Origin of the sequence: Lentzea sp. NPDC102401 (assembly GCF_044765805.1) — a bacterium.
GTDB lineage: Bacteria > Actinomycetota > Actinomycetes > Mycobacteriales > Pseudonocardiaceae > Lentzea > Lentzea sokolovensis.
In genome coordinates this window covers 225,069-248,106 of sequence record NZ_JBIWKS010000013.1, presented here as the reverse complement: position 1 = coordinate 248,106, position 23,038 = coordinate 225,069, and the positions used below count along the sequence as shown (strand labels likewise).

Here is a 23,038-nt window from a genome sequence, read left to right as displayed (position 1 = left end):
GCACTGTATGGCGGAACCCGATGAGGCCGAATTGCGTCAGATCGGGGACTAGGGGAGGCGAGCAGATGTCCGGGTTCGGCGTTCAGTCCGGCGATTTGACCAAGGCTGCGGGGACGTACGAGGCAGAGGGATCAGCCCTGATCCAGATGAAGGCCGCGGCCGTGCCGGGTGTGGGAGCCGGGCAGGTCGGCCGCAAGTTCCAGGGCGTCGCCGCCGAGTACAAGGCCTGCTTCGACCTCTTCGGCCAGGACTTGGAGAAGTTCGGCAAGGAGGCGACCGGCATCGCCACTCGCCTGAAGGACGTCGCCAAGACGTACGAGTCGAACGAGGCGCAGACCTCGAGCCAGTTCAAGGGGTAACGAGTCGTGGCGGATCAGACCGAGATCAAGAAGCTCCTCGACGACCCGAACGTCACGCCGGAGACCAAGAAGCAACTCGTACCCGCGCTCGCCGGTGCCGGCGCCTCGGACGAGGACGTCGAGCGGTATGCGAAGGCCAACGGTGTCGATGTTCCGAGCGATCCCGGCGTCGGCAGCTACCTGCTCGGCGCGGCGTTGGCCGTTCCCACCGCCGGCCTGAGCATGGGGGTGGTCGCCGGCAAGGAGGTCGACCGCGCCCAGTGGGAGAAGAAGGGCGGCGACGCCGACAAGCTCGTCGACCAGGCCAAGGTGGAGCGCGAGCTCGGCTCCACCCAGAAGGTCCTGAACGAGCAGGGTGACGTTCCGAACAGCAACACGCTGCTCGACGCCGGCGCCCCCGGTCTCAGGTTCTTCGAGAAGTTCATCCCGATCTACCCGAAGGCCGCGCAGGCGTGCGGTCACGGTGGTGCCGCGCCGAACCTGCAGAACGACATCTACCGGCAGTACGACGAGGTTCGCGACATCGACTTCGCGAAGTTCCGCGAAGACGCCCACAAGCTCACCGAGAACGTGAAGAAGGCGGAGGCGCACGACAACGCGCTGGGCTCCGCCTGGAACGGGCTCGGTTCCTGGGAGGGCTCCGCCGCGAAGGCCGCGGGCGAGTACCGGACCAAGTTCGCCGGCGCCTCGAAGACGTTCGTGCAGCAGGCGGGCACGGCTCCCGGCGCGATCACCGCCGGCGTGACGAACATTCAGAAGCACGTCAAGGACTTCGCGCAGCAGATCCACGACCAGTACTCGGAGAAGTGCGGCGGTCTGACGGTCGAGGAGGCCGAGACCGCGATCCGTCAGGCGAACGGCGACATCTTCGAGAACGACGCGGGCATCCTCGACGGACTCTCCGGCCTGCCCGGTTGGGTCGTCGGCGGTGTCGTGGGCGCTCTCACCGGCGGCATCCTGTCGGGCGTTCTCGCGGGCCTCGGCTGGGATTCCTGGGTCAAGGGCCGGCGGGAATCCATCATCAACGAGGCCAAGCAGAAGCTGAAGGCGCTCTGCGACGAGTTCGACGGCAAGAAGAAGGCGTTCGACGGCTACTGCCAGGCCGTGCAGGCCGGTGTCGACGCCGACTACAAGGCCATGTTCACGGGCTTGAAGAACGCGTTCAAGGACACGTTCGGCCCGATCGGCGACCCCCCGGCGTTCTCCGATCAGGGCGGCGGCCGCAAGAACGTCGACAACGGCGGCGGTGGCGGCGGCAGCCCGAACGGTGGCGGCGGTGGCGGCAGCCCGAGCGGCGGTGGCGGCGGCGCTCCGGAGATGCCGAAGCCGGAGAACCCACTCGACAAGGACGGCGACGGCAAGCCCGACGTCCCCGGCGACACCGACGGCGACGGCAAGCCCGACGACCTCGACGGCGACGGCAAGCCGGATCAGCCCAAGCCGGAGGAAGAGCTCGAGACCGTCACGGTCACGGCGGGCGACAACACGATCAAGGTCACGGAGCCCGACTCGAACGGGCACGTGAAGATGACGATCGACACGCCCAAGGGCGAGCCGAAGACCTACGACCTGGACTTCAGCAAGAACCCCGAGGCAGCCAAGGCCCTGATGGGGCAGAACGGCACGCAGGCCATCACCAACATGGCCAACCAACTCACCGCCTCGAACCAGACCGCGGGTGCCCAGACGCCAGGCGCGCAGACGCCTGCCGCGGGTGGCACGCCGGCGCCTGGTGGCGGCGCTGCCCCGACCACGGGCCCGCTGGGTTCGGAGTCGAACCCGATCCCGGTCGAGGTCGGCGCGGACGGCAAGATCCACATCGAGCAGGACGGCGTCAACTTCACCGCCGAGGTCGACACCAAGACGGGCGAGATCAACCTGACCGCGGACAACGGCGACGGCACGCCCGACAAGATCGGTGTGGGCTTCGGCGAGGACGAGAACCCGGCCGCGCAGACGCCGGGCTCCGAGTCCGGTCCCGGCGGGGGCGGCTCCGACGGCGGCAGGCTCGAGGACGGCCTGCGCACGCCGGAGTCCGACTTCCCGCAGCCCGTCGAGGACGTGGTCAGGACGCTGCCCGCCGAGGCGGACTTCCAGACGATGCCCGCCGAGTCCGGCTTCCAGACGATGCCCGCACCCGCGGGCGACCAGGTCTGGAGCCCGCCGGGGGAGACCGCGCCGAACGTGGCGGAGCGCTTCCAGGAGTCGATGGGCCGCAGCTACATCGAGGACAACGGCATCATGCCGAACGTCGGCGAGCCCAGGATCTCCGCGGAGAGCGCCCCGCAGTTCGCCCAGGCCTCCGACAGCACGTCGACGTCCGGTGTCTCGTTCACCGGCGGCGCGGGCAGCGGCGAGTCCGTGCTCGGCGGCTCGAACGCCGACAGCGCGTGGAGCAGCCCGAACTCGAGCGACAGCAGCGGCGGCTCGTTCAACACGAACCCCTCCGAGGCGGGCCAGGCGGGTTCCGCGAACCTGCCGTCCCTGCAGGACGCCCAGGGCCAGGCGCCGAGCGGTGCTGCCTCCGGCGGCATGATGGGTGGCGGCGGCATGATGGGCGGCGGTGCCGGAGCCGGTGGTCAGCAGGGCGGCGACACCGAGCGCGGAGCCAGCCAGTGGCGCACCACGGGCACGTTGTTCGACGACGACAACAGCAACCCGTTGAGCGCCATGCAGACCACGCTGGGTGAAGACCGAGGAGAGGCCGCCAACCCATGGCGATGATCGGAGAAGTGGACCCGCGCGTTCAGGCGTTGTTCGACGAGAACATCGCCAAGACCCGCCGTGCCACGGCGGAGGTCTCGGCGGAGCTCAAGGCGAGCCAGGACAAGGTGGCCGCCGACATCGCGGCTCGCGAGGAAAAGCACAAGCAGGACGTCGCGGCCGCTCAGCAGAGCGCCGAGAACATCGTCAAGCAGGGCGAGAAGCAGCAACCGCGCAAGCCGCAGTGGGAGCGTCCCGAGCGCGGCGCGGGTGAGCTGGCGTTCGGGCCGGAGGACGACGACGGCGGCTACACCCCGCAGGGGTTCACTCCGCCGCCCGTGCCCCAGCCCGTCGCTCCGCCTCCGGTCGCGCCGCCTCCTCCCGCCCGCCCGCGCCGCCCGGCGCCGGTGGACGACGATGACGACCTGAGCGGCCAGACCTGGCTCAGCTGACCGGACTTCCCCCCGCGTGCGGAAAACAGGGCGATGTCGTCAGCGGCGGAGCAGGGCTTCCCGCTGGAAGACGAGGTTCGCGGACTTCAGGTCGGTGTCGAGCAGGTCGTCGTACGTCCGGTCGCCGGTCAGCACGCGCAGCAGGAACGCCGTCACGAACGCGCGCCCGAGCTTCTGCGCTCCCCGCTCGCCGCTGCCGTCGAGCATGAGCTCGCTCCAGTGCCTGCCCTCGGTGAACCCGAGGTGCGAGGCCTTGGGCAGCAGCCGCAGTTGCACGGGACCGCCCCAGGCCTGGGCGATCGCCTCGGCGTGGCCGACGGGCGGTGCGATGCGGTCCTCACCAGCCGCGAGGTGCAGTCCGGGCGCGCGCACCTCCCGTGCCGCGTCCAGAGCGGAGGGCCGCGTCTCCGTTGCGGCCAAAGTCACAACGGCCCTGATGCGGTCTGACCCCGACGCCGCCAGCACCGCCGCGCCGCCGCCCATCGAGTGCCCGGCGATGGCCAGCCGCGACGGGTCGACGCTGATCTCCCCGGTGCCGAGCCGCACGCCGGTGCAGATGTCCAAAGTGGTCAGCAGGTTCGCCGCCAGCACCCGCGACGACAGCAGCGGGCCGCGCTCCACGGCCGGTGCCGCGGCGACCACGCCCCACGACGCCAAGTGCCGCAAAAGGCCGTGGTAGCGGCGTACGGGCTGCATCCAGCCGTGTCCGAACGCGAGGGCGGGCAGACCGAGGCCGGACTGGGGCGTGAAGATCACGCCAGGGAGGCCGACGAGCGCGAGGTCGCCGCGCAGCACGGGGTGCGGGCCAGGCCTGCTGAGCTGCTCAAGGGCCTGTTTCGCGGTCAGCGTGATCACGCGGCGAGCCATGCCGTGAACCGTAGTCGATCCTGTCGCGCGCACCACACCTGAGATTGGTCTACACCATATGGGCTTGTGACCTGCGCAAACAGAGCCCCCTCACTCATTAGGGTTAGCGGCGTGGTCTAGCTAGTCTGTTTTCCGTGTGCGGAATCGTGGGATACGTGGGTCACCAGTCGGCTCTCGACGTCGTGCTGGACGGGCTGAGGCGCCTCGAGTACCGGGGTTACGACTCGGCGGGCGTCGCGGTCGTGACAGGCGACGACCTCGCCGTCGAACGCAAGGCCGGACGGCTGCAGAACCTGGAGACGAGGCTCGACGAGGTGGGCCGCGACAACTTCGTGGGCACCGTCGGCATGGGCCACACCCGGTGGGCGACGCACGGCGCGCCGATCGACAAGAACTCGCACCCGCACCGCGACGCCACCGGCCGCGTCGCCGTGGTGCACAACGGCATCATCGAGAACTTCCTCGCGCTGCGCGCCGAGATCGAAGGTCTCGGCGTCGAGATGGCGTCCGACACCGACAGCGAGACGGTCGCGCACCTCGTGGCGTTCGCCTACGCCGAGGGCGACACGAAGGGTGACCTGCCTGCCAGCGTGCGCAAGATCGCGCGCCGGCTCGAGGGCGCGTTCACGCTCGTGATCACGCACGCCGACGAGCCCGACCAGGTCGTCGCCGCGCGCCGCAACTCGCCGCTGGTCGTGGGCGTCGGCGACAACGAGTACTTCGTCGCCAGCGACGTCGCCGCGTTCATCGCGCACACCAAGGAAGCCGTCGAGCTGGGCCAGGACCAGATGGTCGTGCTGACCCGCTCCGGCTACGAGGTCACCGATTTCGACGGCGAGGTCGCGCAGGCCAAGCCGTTCACGGTCAACTGGGACCTCAGCGCCGCCGAGAAGGGCGGCCACGAGTACTTCATGCTCAAGGAGATCGAGGAGCAGCCGGAGGCGCTGGCGAACACGCTGCGCGGCCACTTCGCGAACGGCCGGATCGTCCTCGACGAGCAGCGCCTCTCCGACCAGGACCTGCGCGACGTCGACAAGGTCTTCGTCATCGCGTGTGGTTCGGCCTACCACTCGGGTCTCGTCGCGAAGTACGCGATCGAGCACTGGACCCGCCTGCCCGTCGAGGTCGAGCTGGCCTCCGAGTTCCGCTACCGCGACCCGGTGCTCGACCGCGACACGCTCGTCGTCGCCGTGTCGCAGTCCGGCGAGACCGCGGACACGCTCGAGGCCGTGCGCCACGCCCGTGAGCAGAAGGCTCGTGTTCTGGCCGTTTGCAACACCAACGGCGCGCAGATCCCGCGTGAGTCCGACGCCGTCCTCTACACGCACGCCGGTCCGGAGATCGGTGTCGCGTCGACGAAGGCGTTCCTCGCCCAGATCGCCGCGAACTACCTGGTGGGCCTGGCCCTGGCGCAGGCCCGCGGCACCAAGTACCCGGACGAGGTCGCCCGCGAGTTCCACGAGCTGGAGGCCATGCCCGAGGCCGTGCGGCGCGTCCTCGCGACGGCCGACCAGGTCCGTGCCCTGGGCCGGGATCTCGCCGACTCGAAGGCGGTGCTGTTCCTCGGCCGCCACGTCGGCTACCCGGTGGCCCTGGAAGGCGCGCTCAAGCTCAAGGAGCTCGCCTACATGCACGCCGAGGGCTTCGCGGCGGGCGAGCTCAAGCACGGCCCGATCGCGTTGATCGAGGAGGGTCTCCCGGTCGTCGTGGTCATGCCGTCGCCGAAGGGCCGTGCCGTCCTGCACTCGAAGCTGGTGTCGAACATCAGCGAGATCCAGGCCCGTGGCGCCCGCACGATCGTGATCGCGGAGGAGGGCGACGAGACCGTGCGCCCGTTCGCCGACCACCTGATCGAGATCCCGGCCGTGCCGACGCTGCTGCAGCCGCTCATCTCGACGGTGCCGCTGCAGATCCTCGCGGCTGAGATCGCGTCCGCCCGCGGCTACGACGTGGACAAGCCTCGCAACCTGGCGAAGTCCGTTACCGTCGAGTGAGTTGACCCCGGAGGGCAAGGGGAGAGATGCGGAGCGTCTGGCACACCGAACGCGTCAAGTCCGCTGAAGAGGAGCTCATGGCGGTGGTCCCGCCGGGCTCGTTGATGCGCAAGGCCGCGTTCGGTGTGGCCACCCACGCCCTCAGGCTGCTTTCCGGACGTCGCCGCGTCACGTTGCTCGTGGGTGCGGGCAACAACGGCGGCGACGCCCTGTGGGCCGGTTACTTCCTGCGCCGCAGGGGAGTCGCGGTGTCGGCGGTGTTGCTCGACCCGGCCAAAGCTCATGCCGAGGGTCTTCGGGCCTTCCGTCGGGCAGGCGGCCGGATCGTCGACGAGGTCGGCACTCCGGACCTGGTCGTCGACGGCATCGTCGGCCTCTCCGCGCGTGGTTCGCTGCGCCCTCGGGCAGCAGTGCTCGTCGACGCGGTCACGGCGCCGATCCTGGCCGTGGACCTGCCGTCCGGCATCGACCCGGACACCGGCGAGATCTCCGGACCGCACGTCCAAGCGCACACCACCGTCACGTTCGGCTGCCTGAAGCCGGTGCACGCGCTGGCCGACTGCGGTGAGGTGCACCTGGTCGACATCGGACTGCGGCCGGTGGATCCCGACTTCGTGCTGCTGGACCGCGAGGACATCGCCTGGCCGGTGCCGGGCCCGTCCGACGACAAGTACACCCAGGGCGTCACGGGAGTGGCGGCCGGCAGTGCCACTTATCCAGGCGCCGCAGTGCTTTCCACCGGCGCGGCCGTGCTCGCGACGTCCGGCATGGTCCGCTACGCCGGTCCGGCCGCCGACGCCATCCGCGCCCGCTGGCCGGAGACGATCTGCACCGGCTCGACCACCGACGCCGGCCGCGTCCAGGCCTGGGTCGTCGGCCCCGGCATGGGCACCGGCAGTTCGTCCGCCGAGGTCGTGAGGTTCGTGCTGGACGCCGGGGTGCCGGTGATCGCCGACGCGGACGCCATCACGCTGCTCGCCTCGACCCCGTCGCTCTGGGACGCCCGCGATCCCGACGCCGCTCTCGTGCTCACCCCGCACGACCGCGAGTTCGAACGCCTGGCCGGTCCGGTCGGCCCGGATCGCGTCGCGGCGGCCCGCAAGGCCGCTCAGCGGTTCAACGCCGTGGTGCTGCTGAAAGGACACCGGACCGTTGTGGCGGCGCCGGACGGACGGGCGCTGGTCAACTCGGCGACGTCGTCCTGGCCCGCGACGGCCGGATCGGGCGACGTCCTGTCGGGCATCATCGGCGCGCTGCTGGCGAGTGGCCTGGATCCGTTCCTGGCCGCGGGCTACGGGGCCCACCTGCACGTCCTGGCCGCCGAACTGGGCGCGGACGGGGCGCCGGTGCCCGCGTCGGGCCTCATGTCGGCCATTCCCGACGCCATCAGGGCACTTCGCCGGTCCTGAGCGCTCGCTCACACTTGTGGCCTGCGAAGTCATGGCACGATGAACAGGTTATGGCCCGTTCAGAAGTGGTAGTCGACCTCGGTGCGCTGCGGCACAACGTCGCGTTGCTCGCCGGCCTCGCTCCCGGTGCGGAGACGATGGCCGTCGTCAAGGCGGACGGCTACGGCCACGGCGCGGTGGAGGTCGCCCGCACGGCACTGGAAGCCGGCGCGACCTGGCTCGGTTCCTGTTCGACGCAGGAAGCCCTCGCCCTGCGCACAGCGGGCATCCGGGCCCCGATCCTGGCCTGGCTCGACGCACCGGACGAGGACCTCGCCGCCGGTCTCGCGGCCGACGTCGACATGTCCGTGGCGTCGATCTCGGACCTGCGCCGGGTCGAGGCCGCCGCCGAGGAGGCCGATGCCCGGCCGCGGATCCACCTCAAGATCGACACCGGTCTGAGCCGCAACGGCTGCCAGCCGCGCGACTGGCCCGAGCTGGTCGAGGCCGCGCGCAGGCATCAGGTGGTGGCCGTCTGGTCGCACCTCGCGTCCGCGGACGTGATCGGCGACCCGTCCATCGACCTGCAGGCCAAGAGGTTCGACGACGCCTACGAGGTGGCGAAGAGCTTCGGCCTGACCCCGAAGCGGCACATCGCGAACTCCGCGGCCTTGCTGACCAGGCCCGATCTGCACTTCGACATCGTCAGGCCCGGCATCGCCATGTACGGGCTCAACCCGGTGCCGACCGAGCACGACCTCAGGCCGGTCATGAGCTACCGGTCGCACGTGGCTCTCACGAAACGTATCCCCGCAGGTGAGTCGGTCTCCTACGGGATGACATGGACAGCGCGGACGGACACGACGCTGGCACTGGTGCCGGCGGGGTATGCGGACGGTGTCCCGAGGGCGCTCTCCGGCCGGATGGAGGTGCTCCTGGACGGGAGACGCCGCCCGGTGGTCGGCCGTGTCTGCATGGACCAGATCGTCGTGGACTGCGGGGACGACGAGATCGCGGAGGGTGCCGAGGTCGTCCTGTTCGGCGACGGGAGCCGGGGGGAGCCGACGGCGACGGAGTGGGCGGAGCTGACCGGGACGATCGACTACGAGATCGTCTGCGGGATGTACCGGCCCAGGGTGCGGAGGATCTACACGTGAAGCCGGTGTGGAAGGTCGTCGGATGGGTCGGTGGCGCGGTCGGCGCCGTCGTCGCCGGTGCGGCCGTGGCACAGACCGCGAAGGTCTCGCACGAGCGCAAGACCGCGTCCGACAGCCTCGCTGACGAACCGCTGGGGCAACTGAGGCCCGATCGCGAGTCGACGGTCGCCGCCGAGGACGGCGTGCCGATCTCCGTCGAGGAGGTCGACCCGGCGGACGGCGGCGAGCCGGACATCACCGTCGTGCTGGTGCACGGGTTCGCGCTGGACCGCCGCTGCTTCCACTTCCAGCGCCGCGATCTGGCCGAACTGCTCGACCCGCGCGTCCACCAGGTGCTCTACGACCAGCGCAGCCACGGCCGTTCCGGGAAGTCCTCCGTCGAGAACAGCACGATCGACCAGCTCGCGCTCGACCTCGACTCGGTGATCCGCGCGGTCGTGCCCGAAGGTCCGCTGGTTCTCGTCGGCCACTCCATGGGCGGCATGACGATCATGGCGCTGGCCGAGAAGCAGCCGGAGCTCTTCGAGGAACGGGTGCGCGGCGTCGCGTTGATCGGCACGGCCGCCGGAGCCGTGGGCGGTGCGGGGCTGCCGAAGTCCGTGCTGTCGCGGTACAACCCGGTGACGATGGGCGTCGGCCGGCTCGCGGGCATGCAGCCCGGACTCGTCGAGTGGGTCCGCAAGGGCACGAAAACCCTGACGTGGAGCGGAATCCGCGCGCTGGCGTTCGGTGACCGCAAGGTCGCGCCGTCCCTGGTGGACCTGATGGAGAAGATGATCAACGGGACCACGGTGAAGGTGCTCACCGACTTCCTGGAGACCCTCGGCACGCACGACCGCTACAAGGCCCTCGCCGGGTTGCGGCACTGCGAGGTGCTGATCCTGAGCGGTGACGCGGACAAGCTCACACCGTTCTCGCACGCCGAGCGGATGGCGGAGGAGATGCCGCACGCCACTCTCGTGCGGGCCCCCGGTGCCGGGCACATGGTGATGATGGAGCAGGCTGATCTCGTCAACGACCACCTGGTCGCGCTCGTCGAACGCTGCGCGACCGATCGCGGAGAGAGTCGGAAGAAGTGGTGGCGCCGAGCGTGAAGACCGTCGAACTGCCCCTGGTGGAGGACACCGAGGAGTTCGGCCGCAAGCTGGGTGAAGTGGTGCGGGCGGGCGACCTGCTGCTGCTCGCCGGGCCGTTGGGAGCGGGGAAGACGGCGCTGGTGCGCGGCCTCGCACGTGGCCTCGGCGTGCAGGGCCGGGTGTCCTCGCCGACGTTCGTCGTCGCCCGCGTGCACGAGCCTGCCGAGGACGGGCGTGGCGTGCGACTGGTGCACGTCGACGCGTACCGGCTCGGGGGTCACCTGGACGAGCTGGACGATCTCGACCTGGACACGGACCTGGTCGACGCCGTGGTCGCCGTCGAGTGGGGCGAGGGTGTCGCGGAACGCCTGAACGAAGATCATCTGCTGATCCGGCTCGAACGCGGAACCGACGACGTTCGCACAGCTCAGCTGATCCCGCACGGCGAGTGGAGCTCACGTCCCCTGCCCGTGTGACGTTTTCTGACGCATGGGGTGATGTCCATTAAGGACAGAGCGGGACGGGTCGATGAGATCGCATGATCAAGAAGACGCTCTTCGCAACCGCAGTCATCGGTGGCGCGCTGCTCGCGGCCGCTGCTCCCGCCTCCGCCGGTGAGCACGACCGCCACGGTGGCATCAGCGTTGCCGACAACCTCTGTGCCGCGCCGTGGCAGTGGAACGGCCCGATCTCGCTGCTGCACGAGGGCCACGCCCCGGGTTACGCCGCGTGCAACGACAACCACGCCGCCGGTGGCTCCGACATCAGCGTGCTGAACAACGCGTGTGTCGCGCCGTGGCAGTGGAACGGCCCGCTCGAGGTCTTCACGGTCGACCACTCGCCGTCCTACGTCGCCTGCAACGGCAACTCGGCTGGCTGACAGCCCCCGGAACGTCGTGGGGATGGCCGGACGAGCCCGTCGGCCATCCCCACGACAGTCCTTTCAGGACAACTCTCGTTTGAGGACCTTGCCCATCTCGTTGCGCGGCAGGGCCTGCAGATAGCGCACCACTCGCGGCCTCTTGTGCGGCGACAACAACTTCGCGACGTGATCGCTGAGGGCTGATGGTTCCGGCGCTTCGCCCGCTGGAACCACCCACGCCACGATCCGCTCGCCCAGGTCGTCGTCCGGCTCGCCCGTCACCGCCACCTCGGCCACCGACGGATGCTCCAGCAGGACGTTCTCGATCTCGCCCGCGCCGATCTTGTAGCCGCCACTCTTGATCAGGTCGGTGGCCCGCCGCCCGACGATGCGGATGTAGCCGTCGGGATCGCGCACCGCCATGTCGCCGGTCCTGAACCATCCGTCCCGGAACGCCTTTTCGGTCGCGTCCGGACGGTTGAGGTACTCCAGGAACAGGTTCGGCCCGCGCACCTCGATCTCGCCGATCGCGCCGTCGTCCACGCCGTCGCCCTGCTCGTCCACCACCTGGACGTCGACGCCGTCCACCGGCAGCCCGACCGCGCCAGGCCGGCGATCACCGTCGAACCGCACGCTGACGTTCATCAGCGTCTCGCTCATCCCGTACCGCTCGACGATCCCCTGCCCGGTGGCCTTCGCGATCCGCTCGTGGTCGCTCGCCGGAAGCGCGGCACTTCCGGAGACCAGCAGCCGAGCCGTGCGGAACTGATCGGCCAAGGTGGTGTCGTTCTCCGCGGCCTCCGCGATCCGGTGGTACATCGTCGGGACACCGAACATCATCGTGGCGCCGGTCGCGAACTCGTGGCCGATGGCCTCCGGCGAGAACTTCACGTGCCGCACCGCACCGCCGAGCCGCAGCGGGCCGAGGATGCCGATGCCCAGGCCGTGCACGTGGAACAACGGCAGTCCGTGCACCAGCACGTCGTCGCTCGTCCACTGCCAGGCCTTGGCCAGCGCGTCGATGTTCGAGGTCAGCGACCGGCGGGGCAGCACGACGCCCTTGGGCGGCCCGGTCGTGCCCGAGGTGTAGATGACCAGCGCGGGAGTCTCCGGACCCGGCTCGTCGAACGTGCCTGGTGTGCCGAACACGATCGGTTCGTCGCGCAGCACCAGGTCGGGCGAGCTGTCGCCGAGGATGTGCTCCAGCTCGCGTTCGCCGAGCTTGGGGTTGAGCGGCACGATCGCCACGCCCGCTTGGAGTCCGGCGACCACGGACACGCAGGTTTCGAGAGTGGACGTCGCCCAGACGGCTACGCGTGTGTGGCCTTTCAACCGTTCCGCCAGAGCGCCCGCGGCCTGATGCAGCTCGGCGTAGGTCAGGGCCTTCTCACCGAAGCGCAGGGCCTCGCGGTCACTCGGTTCAGCGAACATGGATCCAGGGTCGTACCCATCCCTTGAGGACGCATCGGAAGTGTGGTCTGCCACACGTACTACTCTGGACAATCGTGCTAGTGCTCGCCGTCGACACGGCCACCCCCGCAGTCACCGCCGGTGTGGTCGAACTCGCGCCAGACTCCCCGCCGCGCCTGCTCGCGAAGCGGGTGACGCTCAACGCCAAGGCGCACGGCGAGCTGCTCACCCCGCACATCAGCGCCGCGCTCGCGGAGGCGGGGAAGACGTTCGCCGATCTCGACGCCATCGTCGTGGGCGCGGGTCCCGGACCCTTCACCGGCCTGCGGGTCGGTCTCGCCACCGCCGCCGCGCTCGGCCAGGCGCTCAACCGCCCGGTCTACCCGGTCGCCACCCCGGACGCCATCGCCAAGGACGCCGCCAGCGGCCACCCGCTGCTCGTCGCGACGGACGCGCGGCGCAAGGAGGTCTACTGGGCCGCCTACGACGCCGCCGGTCGCCGCACGGACGGCCCGCACGTCGAGCGCCCGCAGGACCTCGCCGAGAAGCTGCCCGCCCTGGGCGTGCGCCAGGCGACCGGTGAGGGCGCCGAGATCTACGCCGAGATCCTCGGCTTGGAGCTGCTCCAAGCCAAGCACCCGAGTCCGGAGGGTCTGGTCGCCGCCGCGGCCGCCGAGGTGCTCGCCAAGGCCCGCCCTGCCGCGCTCACCCCGCTCTACCTGCGCCGTCCCGACGCCGTCGAGCCCACCGGGCGCAAGCGGGTGACCAGGGCATGACCACCGGCACCGTCACGCTCGCGCCTCTGCGGCACGCCGACGTGCCCAGGTGCCACGAGATCGAGCTGGCGTTGTTCCCCGGCGACGACCCGTGGAGCGAGAACGCGTTCCACAGCGAGCTCGACAACGGCAACTACTACATCGGCGCGTACGCCGACGCCGAGTTGATCGGGTACGCCGGGCTCGCCGTCAGCCAGTACGAGGCCAGCGTGCACACGATCGCCGTCATCGGGCACTGGCAGGGCAGGGGCGTCGGCAAGACGCTGCTGAAGGACCTGCTGGCCCGTGTCGACGAGATCAACGTGCCGGTCTACCTCGAAGTCCGCACGGACAACGAGCCGGCGATCGCGATGTACAAGGCGCACGGCTTCGACCAACTCGGCCTGCGCCGCCGCTACTACCAGCCGTCGGGTGCCGACGCGTACACGATGGGAAGGCCTGCTCAAAGTGTCTGATCGTTTGATTCTGGGCATCGAGAGCTCGTGCGACGAGACGGGCTTCGGCATCGTCCGCCTCGGTCCGGACGGCTCGCTCGAACTGCTCGCCGACGAGGTCGCCTCCAGCGTCGAGGAGCACGCCCGCTTCGGCGGCGTCGTGCCGGAGGTCGCCTCGCGCGCCCACCTCGAAGCGCTGGTCCCGACCCTGCGCCGGGCACTCGACACCGCGAAGGTCGAGCTCTCCCAGATCCACTCCATCGCCGTCACCGCCGGACCGGGTCTCGCCGGCGCGCTGCTGGTCGGCGTGTCCGCAGCGAAGGCGTACGCGGCCGCGCTCGGCAAGCCGCTCTACGGCGTGAACCACCTCGCGGGCCACGTCGCCGCGGACACGTTGCAGCACGGCCCGTTGCCGCAGCGCTGCCTCGCGCTGCTGGTCTCCGGCGGCCACTCGCAGCTGCTGCTGATCGAGGGCGGCCTGGCGAACTCGATCACCGAGATCGGGTCCACCGTGGACGACGCGGCGGGTGAGGCGTACGACAAGGTCGCGCGGCTGCTCGACCTGCCGTACCCCGGCGGCCCGCCCATCGACAAGCTCGCCAAGCAGGGCAACGGATGCGCGATCGCGTTCCCGCGCGGCCTCACCGGCCCGCGCGACGCGAAGTACGACTTCTCGTTCTCCGGCCTGAAGACCTCGGTCGCCCGCTGGGTCGAACGCGCCGAGCGGGCCGGTGAGGAGATCCCGCTGGCCGACGTCGCCGCGTCGTTCCAGGAGGCCGTCGCGGACGTGCTGACCGCCAAGGCGATCCGTGCGGCGAAGGACCTGGACGTCGGCACGCTGGTGATCTCCGGCGGCGTCGCGGCGAACTCGCGCCTGAGCGGGCTCGCCGCCGAACGCTGCGCCGAAGCGGGCATCGAACTGCGCGTGCCGAGGCCACGGCTGTGCACCGACAACGGTGCGATGATCGCGGCGCTCGGCGCCCACCTCGTCGCGGCGGGCGCCAAGCCGTCCCCGATGGACATCTCGACCACACCGGGCCTTCCGGTCAGCACGGTCCAGATCTTCTAGACGTTCTGAAGCCCGGGGTTCCGGTCCTCGATCACGAACGACGCCTTCGTGGTCACCGGAGCTCCGGGCTTCGACACGTAGTCGAGCCCGCGGAAGTCCGCCCGCACCTCACGCGCGGTGATGCGGGTCCGCACGTACCCGCGCCGGTTGTTGAAGTACTTCACGTGGGGGTTCTCGGCCAGCATCGCCGGAGTCTCCGCACGGGTCTCGGAACCGTCACCGCCGGACGTGATCGACGTCGACACCAGCTCCGTCGCGACCGTGCGCGAAGTCGGGTCGTTCCAGCGTTCCTTGACCTCGGCCGCCCACGCCGCGTGCACGTCACCGGTGAGTACGACGGTGTTGCGTGTGTGGGAGAACCCGGCGGCCACACGGTCGCGGTTCGCGGCGTAGCCGTCCCACGCGTCCATGTTGTTGGTCTCGCCGGCACCGGGCGTGAAGTCGAGTTGCGAGAAGAACACCTGCTGCCCCAACACGTCCCAACGCGCGTGCGAGCGCCTCAGTCCGTCCAGCAGCCACTTCTCTTGCGCGGCACCAGTAATCGTGCGCGTCGGCTCCAACCGCTCCGCACATGCCTTCACTCCGTCACCGCACGCCTGGTCGTCGCGGTACTGCCGGGTGTCGAGCAGGTGGAAGTTCGCGAGCCCACCCCACTGAAGGCGCCGGTAGAGCTGCAGGTCGATCCCGGAAGGCTTGGACCTGATCGGCATGTTCTCGTAGTAGGCCTGGAACGCCGCCGCCCGCCGCGCCAGGAAGTTCGGTTGCGGGATCTGGGGCTTCTCGTAGACCTCGTCCGCCCAGTTGTTGTCGACCTCGTGGTCGTCCCACACGACCGCCCACGGCGCCACGGCGTGCGCTTCCTGCAGGTCGAGGTCGGTCTTGTACTGCGCGTGCCGCTGCCGGTAGTTGGCCAGCGTCTCCGTCTCCGGTCCCTCGTGGTCGCGCGGGTTGCCGCCCGGCGCCACGTACGCGCCCTTCGTGTACTCGTACTGGTAGTCGCCGAGGTGCAGCACCAGGTCGGGCTGGTCCTCGGCCAGGCGCCGGTAGGCGGTGAAGTAGCCGTGCTCGAACTGCGAGCAGGAGGCGAACGCCATCGTGAGCCCGCTGCCCAACGCCCACGGTGCCAACGCCGTGCGAGTACGGCCGGTCCTCGAAATGTGCCCCTCCGCGGAGAAGCGGTAGAAGTACTCGCGGCCAGGCAGAAGCCCACGAACGTCCACGTGCACGCTGTGGCCTTCCTCAGGCCGTGCGTAGGCCTTGCCGCGACGGACGACGAGCCGGAACCGCTCGTCCAGTGCGATCTCCCACTGCACCTCGACGACGCGGGACGGCATGCCGCCCGCTCCGTCCTCCGCGAGAGGGGTGGGTGCCAGGCGGGTCCACAGGACCACGCTGTCGAAGGTCGGGTCGCCGGAAGCGACGCCGAGAGTGAACGGGTCGATGAGCTTTGCCGACCCCGCGCCGACGGTGGTGAGCGCAAGTCCCCCGATGAGGAGTGCGCGTCGCGTCACTCGAGTCATGGTCAGACCTTCACGCACCAGGGTGGATACCAGGTGAACGCTTCCCTTAAAGCTCGTGAAGCCCTGGACTGTGACACTTCCGAGAGGCGGGGAAGCCCTGGACTTCACCAGTCCTGGGCTTCACCAGGTCAGCTGCGCTAGACCTGGTGAAGCCCAGGCCTTCGATCCTCCACCGCGAACGACGCCCTGGTGCGGACAGGCGAGCCAGGCCGCGTCACGTAGTCCAGCCCGCGGAAGTCCGTGCGCAGCTCATCGGGCGTGAACCGCGACAACGTGTACCCGCGCCGGTTGTTGAAGTACTTCACGTGCGGGTTCTCACGCAGCCACAGCGGTGTCTCGGCGTACTCCTCCGACCCGTCGCCACCGGCCGTGATCGACGTGGTCACGAGCTCGGTCGCCAAGGTCTTCGACGACGGGTCGTCCCACCGCTGTTTGACCTCCGCACCCCACGCCGCGTGCACGTCCCCGGTCAGCACGATCGGGTTCCGCACGTCCGCGAGCGCCGCCACGACCCGGTCCCGGTCGGCGACGTAGCCGTCCCACGCGTCGAGCAGGAACTTGTCGACCTCGCCGGGGATGTAGTCGTACTGCGAGAAGAACACCTGCTGACCGAGCACGTCCCAGCGCGCCCGCGAGCCGCGGAAGCCGTCGAACAGCCACTCCTCCTGCGCGGCGCCGAGCATCGTGCGTTCCGGCTCCAGCCGTTCGGGGCAGAGCTGCAGCCCGTCGCCGCAGGCCTGGTCGGTCCGGTACTGGCGGGTGTCGAGCATGTGGAACGTCGCGAGCGAGCCCCAGTCGATCCGCCGGTACAGCCTTGATGACCTGCGCAAAGGCATGTTCTCGTAGTAGGCCTGGATGGCCGCGGCCCGCCGCGCTGGGAAGTCCGGCTGCGGCTTGTCCGGCTGCAGCCCCGCCCAGTTGTTGTCGACCTCGTGGTCGTCCCAGATGACCGCCCACGGCGCCACGGCGTGCGCGGCCTGCAGGTCGGGATCGGTCTTGTACTGCGCCTGCCGCCGCCGGTAGCCGGCGAGGGTCGTCGTGGTCGGGCCCTCGACGTGGCGGACGTTGCCGCTCGGGGCGACGTGGATGCCGCTCTCGTACTCGTAGGTGTAGTCGCCGAGATGCAGCACCAGGTCGGGCTCGTCCTCCGCGAGCCTGCGGTAGGCCGTGAAGTAGCCGTGCTCGTACTGCGCGCACGACGCGAAGGCCATCGTCAGCGGTACTTGCAACGCGCCAGGAGGCGGTGTCGTGCGCGTACGGCCCGTCCGCGAGAGGTGGTTGAGGGCCTTGAAGCGATAGAAGTACTCGCGGCCGGGCTCCAGCCCGGCGAGCTCCACGTGGACGCTGTGCGCCTCCTCGGGTCGAGCCGTGGTGGAGCCGCGCTGAACAATTCGGGTGAATCGTTCGTCGTCGGCGACCTGCCACTGGACCTCGATCGGACGGCCCGGCATGCCTCCCAGGCCGTCCTCCGCGAGGGGGTCGACGGCCAGTCGCGTCCACAGAACCACTCCGTCGGGTGCCGGGTCGCCCGAGGCCACACCGAGTGTGAAAGGGTCGCCCGGCCGAGCCGATGCGGCGACCGAGAACGCTGTGACTCCTGCCACGGCTGCGAGCAGCAGCGTTCGGCGCGTCAACGTGGACATGCCCTGAATACGGTTCCCGGATGGTGATCGGTTCGGGGGTCTCGTTGAAGGCTTGGCACTCTCATGGGTAGAGTGCCAATTGCACGGCACCAGTACCGCCCCGACCCCCGCGACGGCGGGGTGGCAGGAGCCGTTAAACAGACGAACCTGCCAACGACCCGTGGAGGTCATCCCGGTGAGCGTGAACATCAAGCCGCTTGAGGACAAGATCGTTGTCCAGGCCTCCGAGGCCGAGACGACGACCGCCTCCGGCCTCGTGATCCCGGACACCGCGAAGGAGAAGCCCCAGGAGGGCAAGGTCCTCGCGGTGGGCCCCGGCCGCATCGACGACAAGGGCAACCGCGTCCCGCTGGACGTCGCTGTCGGCGACGTCGTCATCTACTCGAAGTACGGCGGCACCGAGGTCAAGTACAACGGCGAGGAGTACTTGATCCTCTCCGCCCGCGACGTGCTGGCCGTCGTCAACTAAGACGCTCGGCTGTCATGCCTGACGCCCCGGCGCCCCATCCGGGGTGTCCGGGGCGTTTCGCTACTCAGAGAGGCTTCAGTCAATGCCCAAGCAGATCAGCTTCGACGAGGACGCTCGTCGGGCGCTTGAGCGCGGCGTCAACAAGCTCGCCGACACGGTCAAGGTCACCCTTGGCCCGCGTGGGCGGCACGTCGTGCTCGACAAGAAGTTCGGTGGCCCGACGGTCACCAACGACGGTGTGACCATCGCTCGCGAGATCGAGCTGGACGACCCGTTCGAGAACCTCGGCGCGCAGCTCGCCAAGTCGGTCGCCACCAAGACCAACGACGTCGCGGGTGACGGCACCACCACCGCCACCGTGCTGGCGCAGGCGCTGGTCAAGGAAGGCCTGCGCAACATCGCCGCGGGTGCGAACCCGACCGCGCTCGGCCGTGGCATCCAGGCCGCCTCCGACGCCGTCGTGGACGCGCTCAAGGCCAAGGCCACCCCGGTCAAGGGCCGCGAGAACATCGCGCAGGTCGGCACCGTCTCCTCGCGTGACGAGTCCATCGGCGCCCTGCTCGGCGAGGCCATCGAGCGCGTCGGCGAGGACGGTGTCATCACCGTCGAGGAGTCGTCCACGCTCGCGACCGAGCTGGTCATCACCGAGGGCGTGCAGTTCGACAAGGGTTACGTGTCGACGCACTTCTCGACCGACCTCGAGGCGCAGGAGGCCGTCTACGAAGACGTCCGCATCCTGCTGCACCGCGAGAAGATCTCGGCGCTGGCCGACGTCCTCCCGATCCTCGAGAAGGTCGCGGAGTCCGGCAAGCCTCTCCTGATCATCGCCGAGGACGTCGAGGGCGAGGCCCTGTCCACGCTGGTGGTCAACGCCGTCCGCAAGACCCTGAAGGTCGTCGCCGTGAAGGCGCCGTTCTTCGGTGACCGTCGCAAGGCGTTCCTGGACGACCTCGCGGTCGTCACCGGCGGCGAGGTGATCTCCTCGGAGATCGGCCTCAAGCTGGCCGAGACCACGCTCGACCAGCTGGGCTCCGCCCGCCGCGTCGTCGTGACCAAGGACGACACCACGATCGTCGACGGCGGCGGCACCAAGGCCGACATCGCCGGCCGCGCGGAGCAGCTGCGCCGTGAGATCGAGAACACGGACTCCGACTGGGACCGCGAGAAGCTCCAGGAGCGCCTCGCGAAGCTCTCCGGCGGCATCGCCGTGATCAAGGTCGGCGCCGCCACCGAGACCGAGCTCAAGGAGCGCAAGCACCGCATCGAGGACGCGGTCGCCGCTACCAAGGCCGCGGTCGAGGAGGGCATCGTCCCCGGCGGTGGCTCCGCTCTCGTGCACGGCGCCAAGGTGCTCGACGGTGGCCTCGGCCTGTCGGGTGACGAGGCCACGGGTGTCGCGCTCGTCGCGAAGGCCCTGTCCGCGCCGCTGTTCTGGATCGCCGCGAACGCCGGCCTCGAAGGCGCCGTCGTGGTGAACAAGGTCCGCGAGGGCGAGTGGGGCTTCGGCATCAACGCCGCCTCGCTGGAGTTCGGTGACCTGCTCGAGCAGGGCATCATCGACCCGGTCAAGGTCACGCGTTCCGCCGTGGCGAACGCCGCCTCCATCGCGCGCATGGTGCTCACGACCGAGAGCGCCATCGTCGAGAAGAAGGCGGACGAGCCCGCTTCCTCCGCGGCCGGACACGGCCACGGACACGGGCACGGCCACTGAGACCTGCCGAGTTCTTCGAACTCAAATAAACCGGGGCGGCACCATTTCGTTTGGTGCCGCCCCGGTTTTATTGTCTAGACGATTGCCAATTGCCGTTTTCGTGCCTTGATGATGTGGTCGCGCTCCGATTCAGAGAGCCCGCCCCAGATTCCGTACGGTTCCTGCACCGCGAGCGCGTGCCTGCGACACATCTCCAACACCGGGCAGGCGAGGCAGACGGCCTTGGCGCGAGCTTCCCGCCGAGATCTCGCCGGGCCCCGTTCGCCGTCGGGGTGGAAGAAGAACGCACTGTCCATGCCCCGGCACGAACCGCGCATCTGCCAGTCCCACAGGTCTGCGTTGGGACCGGGGAGCCTTCGGGTGTCCGCCATCGAGACCGCCTCCGTGACGACTGCTCCATTCGGCTTAATGATGATCCACCGTAGAACCGCTTCAAAACTTGTTCAAGAGGCTGAAGACCCTTATCAACTGATGGGTGACGGCACGCGTGTTCGATCACTCACCGCCCGGAGTTGCCGCCCGGATGAGGTGAACGGAACATGGCTCTCGTGATGACACCGCCGGAGCACACCTCTGCCGGGAGTCACACGAGTGAGCCCCTTCTCTCAGTGGCCGCGGTGGCCAGGCGACTCGGCGTGGCACCCGCCACCCTTCGCACCTGGGACCGCCGCTACGGACTCGGTCCGACCGGCCACACCGTGGGGCGGCACCGGAAATACGGGCCTCCGGACGTGGCCCGGCTCGAATTGATGCAACGCGCTCTTCTTCGTGGCGCGTCGTCCGCCGAAGCCGCCCGTTTCGCGCTCGACTCGAAATCGTCGATGACACACGGAGTGGTTCCCGTCGCACCATCGGGTGGACGTGGACTGAAATTGCCAGGAGCGTCTCGATTGGCGCGCGGACTGGGCCGCGCGGCCGTCGCGATGGACTCCATCGCCGTCCAGGGGATGCTCGCCGACTCGCTGGCGTCCGACGGCGTGATCACCACCTGGAACGAGGTCGTCCGGCCGGTGCTGACGGCCGTCGCCGCGCGGTGGCAGCTCTCCGGGGCCGGCGTCGAGGTCGAGCACCTGTTGAACGAGTGCGTGCTCGCGGCGTTCGTGCGCGCGACACCGCTCGTCACGTCCGGACGCAACCATCGGCCCGTGCTGCTGGCGTGCATGCCGGAGGAGAGGCACAACCTTCCCCTCTACCCGTTGGCCGCGGAACTGGCGCACCGAGGAGTCGTCGTCCGGCAGCTCGGGGCGGCGTTGCCCGTGGACGCGTTGGCCGCCGCCGTACGCCGTACCGCGCCCGCCGCGGTGGTGCTGTGGGCGCAGTTGCCGCGCTACGCCGATCCGGGGGTGATCACCGCTCTGCCGCGCACCCGGCAGCAGGTGAGGTTGTTCGTGGGCGGGCCCGGCTGGAGGCGGGGTGTGGTGACGGGTCCGGCGGAGCGGGTCGAGGACCTCGCCGCCGCGGTGGACGCGGTGGAGTCGGCCGTCACCTGAGGCCTCGCGCCCGCGGTCCCTCAGCTGACGGCAGACTCCTCGCCGTGATGGAAGAGGAGCTGCGCCGAGCCGCCTTCGGTGACTCACCCGATCTCGACGTCTGGGCCGCGACGGCGTCCCCCAGCTCTCGCGCCCGGTGGCTCGCGGCCGTCGTTCTGGGAGGTCAGGGCCACTACGCGGCGGCCGCCACCACATTGGATGCGCTCCGTCACGGCCCCGACCCGGTGATCGCGTCCCTCGCCCTCTCGACTCGCGCGTCGCACCACCGTCAGCTAGGGGCTCATCACCTCGCCCGTCCCCTCGACGGCGCGGCGCTCGCCCGTGTCCAGTCCGCGGACCGCGGCGACCCGGACGGGATCGACGCCGCAGGTGCCCGGACGGACGCCCTGCTCGGTCTCGCGGCCGATTCGCTGGGTGCTCAACGCCTGGGGGAGGCCCGCGGGTTGCTCGCACGAGTTGAGACGCACTCGTGGAGGAGTGAGGTCCGCAAGGGCTGGGTAACCGCGGAGATTGAGCTGGCGTCCGGCCGGGCGCAGGCCGCGGTGGCGCCCGCCGAGGCCGCCCATGCCGTGGCGACGAGCAGAAAGGCGCTCCGGCACGAGCTCAAGTCGGCACTCGTTCTGGGCACCTCGTTGGTCGTGTGGGGGACACCCGACGGCCTGAACCGCGGGGTTGAACTAGTCGAGTGTGAGCTAAATCACAGCGCCGCGAAGGGGCTTCATCCGTTGATCTGGCCGAGCGCTCTCGTCCTGGCGGGTCATGCCCCCACGATGGGCGCAGTCGCCATCGACCGGGCGACGGAGGCTCTGAGCTGCGTGTTACGCAGAGCTGATGCCGTCAGCCGACAGGTCGCCCTTGATTCCCCGTGGGTGCCGACCGGGCTGCTCCGTTCCGGGGAACCCCCGAACGCAGACCCTCAGGCGAACTTCTTGACGGATTAAGCACCGGATCGTGTCAAGGTCGGGCCGTAAGCGTCCGATAGGGGAGATGGAACGTCACTCGGCTGCAGGAAAGGAGTCCCCGTGACCACGGTCCTTATTTGCGACGACCGGCGCAGTGTGCGTGAGGGTCTCACCCGCGTGATGTCGGCTGTCCCAGGGGTCAGCCGCATCGACTGCGTAGCGCACGGTGACGAGTTGTTGGCTCGCTTTTCAAGGCAGCCGGTCGACGTCGTCCTGGTGGGAACCCAGCGCGCCGTCCCGACCGGAGTTGAAGCAACCCGTCGGCTCGTCTCCGCGAACCCCCAGGCAAACGTCATCGTCTTCGGAGCCCCCGACGACGCCGGAAGCATCGCCGCGGCGATCGCCGGCGGTGCGCGTGGCTACCTGAGGTGGGACGCGTCGCGTCCCGAGCTTGTGGCGGCCCTCGCGCACACGCTCGCCAGCACCTCGGTGCCGGCGCCTCGTCAGCCCTCCGACCCTGGCGTGCAGCTCACGGAGCGTGAGCTCCAGGTGCTGCGTGGCATGAGCCAGGGCAAGAGCAACGGCCAGATCGGCCGCGAGCTCTACCTGTCGGAGGACACGGTCAAGACGCACGCCCGTCGTCTCTTCCGCAAGCTCGGTGTTCGTGACCGCGCTCAGGCGGTCGCCCACGGCTTCCGGCGAGGCCTCGTTCAGTAGTCGCTCTCGCCGCACCGGCCCCGCGTCCTCATATGCCGC

Annotated in this window: 22 protein-coding genes; 17 read left to right on the top strand and 5 right to left on the bottom strand. The window is 69.7% G+C overall.

Annotated elements, in window-relative coordinates; all coding sequences use genetic code 11:
- The first annotated feature begins 65 nt into the window (after window positions 1–65).
- The 3 genes from ACIRG5_RS37210 to ACIRG5_RS37200 are packed head-to-tail and all read left to right on the top strand — an operon-like array spanning window position 66 to window position 3,514.
- Window positions 66–359 carry a hypothetical protein gene (locus ACIRG5_RS37210; RefSeq protein WP_093591261.1) on the top strand — a complete coding sequence of 98 codons (294 nt, stop codon included), beginning with the start codon at window positions 66–68 and terminating at the stop codon, window positions 357–359.
- A gap of 6 nt (window positions 360–365) precedes the next feature.
- Window positions 366–3,083 (top strand): hypothetical protein, encoded by a 2,718-nt coding sequence (locus ACIRG5_RS37205; protein WP_402913869.1) that lies wholly within the window; start codon window positions 366–368, stop codon window positions 3,081–3,083.
- A complete protein-coding gene (locus tag ACIRG5_RS37200; protein WP_402913866.1) occupies window positions 3,074–3,514 on the top strand; it encodes a hypothetical protein in 441 nt (146 codons plus the stop codon). Before ACIRG5_RS37205 ends, ACIRG5_RS37200 begins: the two co-directional genes overlap by 10 nt.
- A 39-nt stretch (window positions 3,515–3,553) precedes the next feature.
- On the opposite strand, the gene ACIRG5_RS37195 is transcribed toward ACIRG5_RS37200, so the two are convergent.
- The gene (locus ACIRG5_RS37195; RefSeq protein ID WP_402913864.1) at window positions 3,554–4,381 is read right to left on the bottom strand and encodes a dienelactone hydrolase family protein; all 828 of its coding nucleotides are present in this window, start codon (window positions 4,379–4,381) and stop codon (window positions 3,554–3,556) included.
- Window positions 4,382–4,515: 134 nt separating this feature from the next.
- Here ACIRG5_RS37195 and glmS point away from each other — a divergent pair, with 134 nt between their 5' ends.
- From glmS to ACIRG5_RS37165, 6 genes are all read left to right on the top strand, one after another.
- Window positions 4,516–6,375 carry a glutamine--fructose-6-phosphate transaminase (isomerizing) gene (glmS, locus tag ACIRG5_RS37190; protein ID WP_402913862.1) on the top strand — a complete coding sequence of 620 codons (1,860 nt, stop codon included), beginning with the start codon at window positions 4,516–4,518 and terminating at the stop codon, window positions 6,373–6,375.
- 26 nt (window positions 6,376–6,401) lie between these two features.
- A complete protein-coding gene (locus ACIRG5_RS37185; protein ID WP_402913860.1) occupies window positions 6,402–7,784 on the top strand; it encodes an NAD(P)H-hydrate dehydratase in 1,383 nt (460 codons plus the stop codon).
- 50 nt (window positions 7,785–7,834) lie between these two features.
- The gene (alr, locus tag ACIRG5_RS37180; protein ID WP_402913858.1) at window positions 7,835–8,920 is read left to right on the top strand and encodes an alanine racemase; all 1,086 of its coding nucleotides are present in this window, start codon (window positions 7,835–7,837) and stop codon (window positions 8,918–8,920) included.
- On the top strand, window positions 8,917–10,014 hold the full coding sequence (locus ACIRG5_RS37175; RefSeq protein ID WP_402913855.1) for an alpha/beta fold hydrolase: 1,098 nt from the start codon (window positions 8,917–8,919) through the stop codon (window positions 10,012–10,014). Before alr ends, ACIRG5_RS37175 begins: the two co-directional genes overlap by 4 nt.
- Window positions 10,011–10,472, top strand: coding sequence for a tRNA (adenosine(37)-N6)-threonylcarbamoyltransferase complex ATPase subunit type 1 TsaE (gene tsaE / locus ACIRG5_RS37170; protein ID WP_319974949.1), 462 nt, complete (start codon window positions 10,011–10,013; stop codon window positions 10,470–10,472). Before ACIRG5_RS37175 ends, tsaE begins: the two co-directional genes overlap by 4 nt.
- 62 nt (window positions 10,473–10,534) lie before the next feature.
- Window positions 10,535–10,876, top strand: coding sequence for a hypothetical protein (locus tag ACIRG5_RS37165; RefSeq protein WP_319974950.1), 342 nt, complete (start codon window positions 10,535–10,537; stop codon window positions 10,874–10,876).
- Between the two features lie 63 nt (window positions 10,877–10,939).
- Here the strand turns inward: ACIRG5_RS37165 and ACIRG5_RS37160 are convergent, their stop codons facing one another.
- On the bottom strand, window positions 10,940–12,289 hold the full coding sequence (locus ACIRG5_RS37160; RefSeq protein WP_402913850.1) for an acyl-CoA synthetase: 1,350 nt from the start codon (window positions 12,287–12,289) through the stop codon (window positions 10,940–10,942).
- Window positions 12,290–12,363: 74 nt separating this feature from the next.
- On the opposite strand from ACIRG5_RS37160, the gene tsaB reads away from it, so the two are divergent.
- From tsaB to tsaD, 3 genes are read left to right on the top strand one after another with little or no spacing between them, the layout of a single operon-like run.
- Complete coding sequence (gene tsaB / locus ACIRG5_RS37155) at window positions 12,364–13,044, top strand: tRNA (adenosine(37)-N6)-threonylcarbamoyltransferase complex dimerization subunit type 1 TsaB (protein ID WP_360048298.1); 681 nt, start codon at window positions 12,364–12,366, stop codon at window positions 13,042–13,044.
- Window positions 13,041–13,499: a ribosomal protein S18-alanine N-acetyltransferase gene (gene rimI, locus ACIRG5_RS37150; RefSeq protein ID WP_319974953.1), complete on the top strand. Its 459-nt coding sequence runs from the start codon at window positions 13,041–13,043 to the stop codon at window positions 13,497–13,499. The genes tsaB and rimI overlap by 4 nt, the downstream gene beginning before the upstream one ends.
- Window positions 13,492–14,547, top strand: coding sequence for a tRNA (adenosine(37)-N6)-threonylcarbamoyltransferase complex transferase subunit TsaD (gene tsaD, locus ACIRG5_RS37145; RefSeq protein WP_319974954.1), 1,056 nt, complete (start codon window positions 13,492–13,494; stop codon window positions 14,545–14,547). The genes rimI and tsaD overlap by 8 nt, the downstream gene beginning before the upstream one ends.
- On the opposite strand, the gene ACIRG5_RS37140 is transcribed toward tsaD, so the two are convergent.
- Together ACIRG5_RS37140 and ACIRG5_RS37135 are read right to left on the bottom strand one after the other, a co-directional pair.
- The gene (locus tag ACIRG5_RS37140) at window positions 14,544–16,067 is read right to left on the bottom strand and encodes an alkaline phosphatase D family protein (protein WP_402913846.1); all 1,524 of its coding nucleotides are present in this window, start codon (window positions 16,065–16,067) and stop codon (window positions 14,544–14,546) included. The two genes, tsaD and ACIRG5_RS37140, sit on opposite strands and share 4 nt — an antisense overlap.
- A 137-nt stretch (window positions 16,068–16,204) precedes the next feature.
- Window positions 16,205–17,710 carry an alkaline phosphatase D family protein gene (locus ACIRG5_RS37135; protein WP_402913843.1) on the bottom strand — a complete coding sequence of 502 codons (1,506 nt, stop codon included), beginning with the start codon at window positions 17,708–17,710 and terminating at the stop codon, window positions 16,205–16,207.
- 175 nt (window positions 17,711–17,885) lie between these two features.
- Here ACIRG5_RS37135 and groES point away from each other — a divergent pair, with 175 nt between their 5' ends.
- Window positions 17,886–18,179: a co-chaperone GroES gene (groES, locus tag ACIRG5_RS37130; protein WP_030478362.1), complete on the top strand. Its 294-nt coding sequence runs from the start codon at window positions 17,886–17,888 to the stop codon at window positions 18,177–18,179.
- A gap of 82 nt (window positions 18,180–18,261) precedes the next feature.
- Entirely contained in the window at window positions 18,262–19,890 is a 1,629-nt protein-coding gene (groL, locus tag ACIRG5_RS37125; protein ID WP_402913840.1) for a chaperonin GroEL, read from the top strand.
- Window positions 19,891–19,964: 74 nt separating this feature from the next.
- Here the strand turns inward: groL and ACIRG5_RS37120 are convergent, their stop codons facing one another.
- Entirely contained in the window at window positions 19,965–20,261 is a 297-nt protein-coding gene (locus ACIRG5_RS37120; RefSeq protein ID WP_086663892.1) for a WhiB family transcriptional regulator, read from the bottom strand.
- Window positions 20,262–20,441: 180 nt separating this feature from the next.
- Between ACIRG5_RS37120 and ACIRG5_RS37115 the strand changes: the two genes are divergently transcribed.
- The 3 genes from ACIRG5_RS37115 (at window position 20,442) to ACIRG5_RS37105 (ending at window position 22,999) form a co-directional block, all read left to right on the top strand.
- Complete coding sequence (locus ACIRG5_RS37115; protein WP_402913989.1) at window positions 20,442–21,380, top strand: MerR family transcriptional regulator; 939 nt, start codon at window positions 20,442–20,444, stop codon at window positions 21,378–21,380.
- 47 nt (window positions 21,381–21,427) lie between these two features.
- A complete protein-coding gene (locus tag ACIRG5_RS37110) occupies window positions 21,428–22,321 on the top strand; it encodes a hypothetical protein (protein ID WP_402913987.1) in 894 nt (297 codons plus the stop codon).
- An 81-nt stretch (window positions 22,322–22,402) separates the two neighbouring features.
- A complete protein-coding gene (locus ACIRG5_RS37105) occupies window positions 22,403–22,999 on the top strand; it encodes a response regulator transcription factor (protein WP_030471988.1) in 597 nt (198 codons plus the stop codon).
- The last annotated feature ends 39 nt before the right edge of the window (window positions 23,000–23,038 follow it).

Bases quoted from the DNA above. Each gene is read 5' to 3' on its own strand.
- ACIRG5_RS37210 (WP_093591261.1), top strand. From the start codon at position 66: ATGTCCGGGTTCGGCGTTCAGTCCGGCGATTTGACCAAGGCTGCGGGG.
- ACIRG5_RS37200 (WP_402913866.1), top strand. From the start codon at position 3,074: ATGGCGATGATCGGAGAAGTGGACCCGCGCGTTCAGGCGTTGTTCGAC.
- ACIRG5_RS37195 (WP_402913864.1), bottom strand. From the start codon at position 4,381: ATGGCTCGCCGCGTGATCACGCTGACCGCGAAACAGGCCCTTGAGCAG.
- ACIRG5_RS37185 (WP_402913860.1), top strand. From the start codon at position 6,402: ATGCGGAGCGTCTGGCACACCGAACGCGTCAAGTCCGCTGAAGAGGAG.
- alr (WP_402913858.1), top strand. From the start codon at position 7,835: ATGGCCCGTTCAGAAGTGGTAGTCGACCTCGGTGCGCTGCGGCACAAC.
- ACIRG5_RS37165 (WP_319974950.1), top strand. From the start codon at position 10,535: ATGATCAAGAAGACGCTCTTCGCAACCGCAGTCATCGGTGGCGCGCTG.
- ACIRG5_RS37160 (WP_402913850.1), bottom strand. From the start codon at position 12,289: ATGTTCGCTGAACCGAGTGACCGCGAGGCCCTGCGCTTCGGTGAGAAG.
- rimI (WP_319974953.1), top strand. From the start codon at position 13,041: ATGACCACCGGCACCGTCACGCTCGCGCCTCTGCGGCACGCCGACGTG.
- ACIRG5_RS37140 (WP_402913846.1), bottom strand. From the start codon at position 16,067: ATGACTCGAGTGACGCGACGCGCACTCCTCATCGGGGGACTTGCGCTC.
- ACIRG5_RS37135 (WP_402913843.1), bottom strand. From the start codon at position 17,710: ATGTCCACGTTGACGCGCCGAACGCTGCTGCTCGCAGCCGTGGCAGGA.
- groL (WP_402913840.1), top strand. From the start codon at position 18,262: ATGCCCAAGCAGATCAGCTTCGACGAGGACGCTCGTCGGGCGCTTGAG.
- ACIRG5_RS37120 (WP_086663892.1), bottom strand. From the start codon at position 20,261: ATGGCGGACACCCGAAGGCTCCCCGGTCCCAACGCAGACCTGTGGGAC.
- ACIRG5_RS37115 (WP_402913989.1), top strand. From the start codon at position 20,442: ATGACACCGCCGGAGCACACCTCTGCCGGGAGTCACACGAGTGAGCCC.
- ACIRG5_RS37110 (WP_402913987.1), top strand. From the start codon at position 21,428: ATGGAAGAGGAGCTGCGCCGAGCCGCCTTCGGTGACTCACCCGATCTC.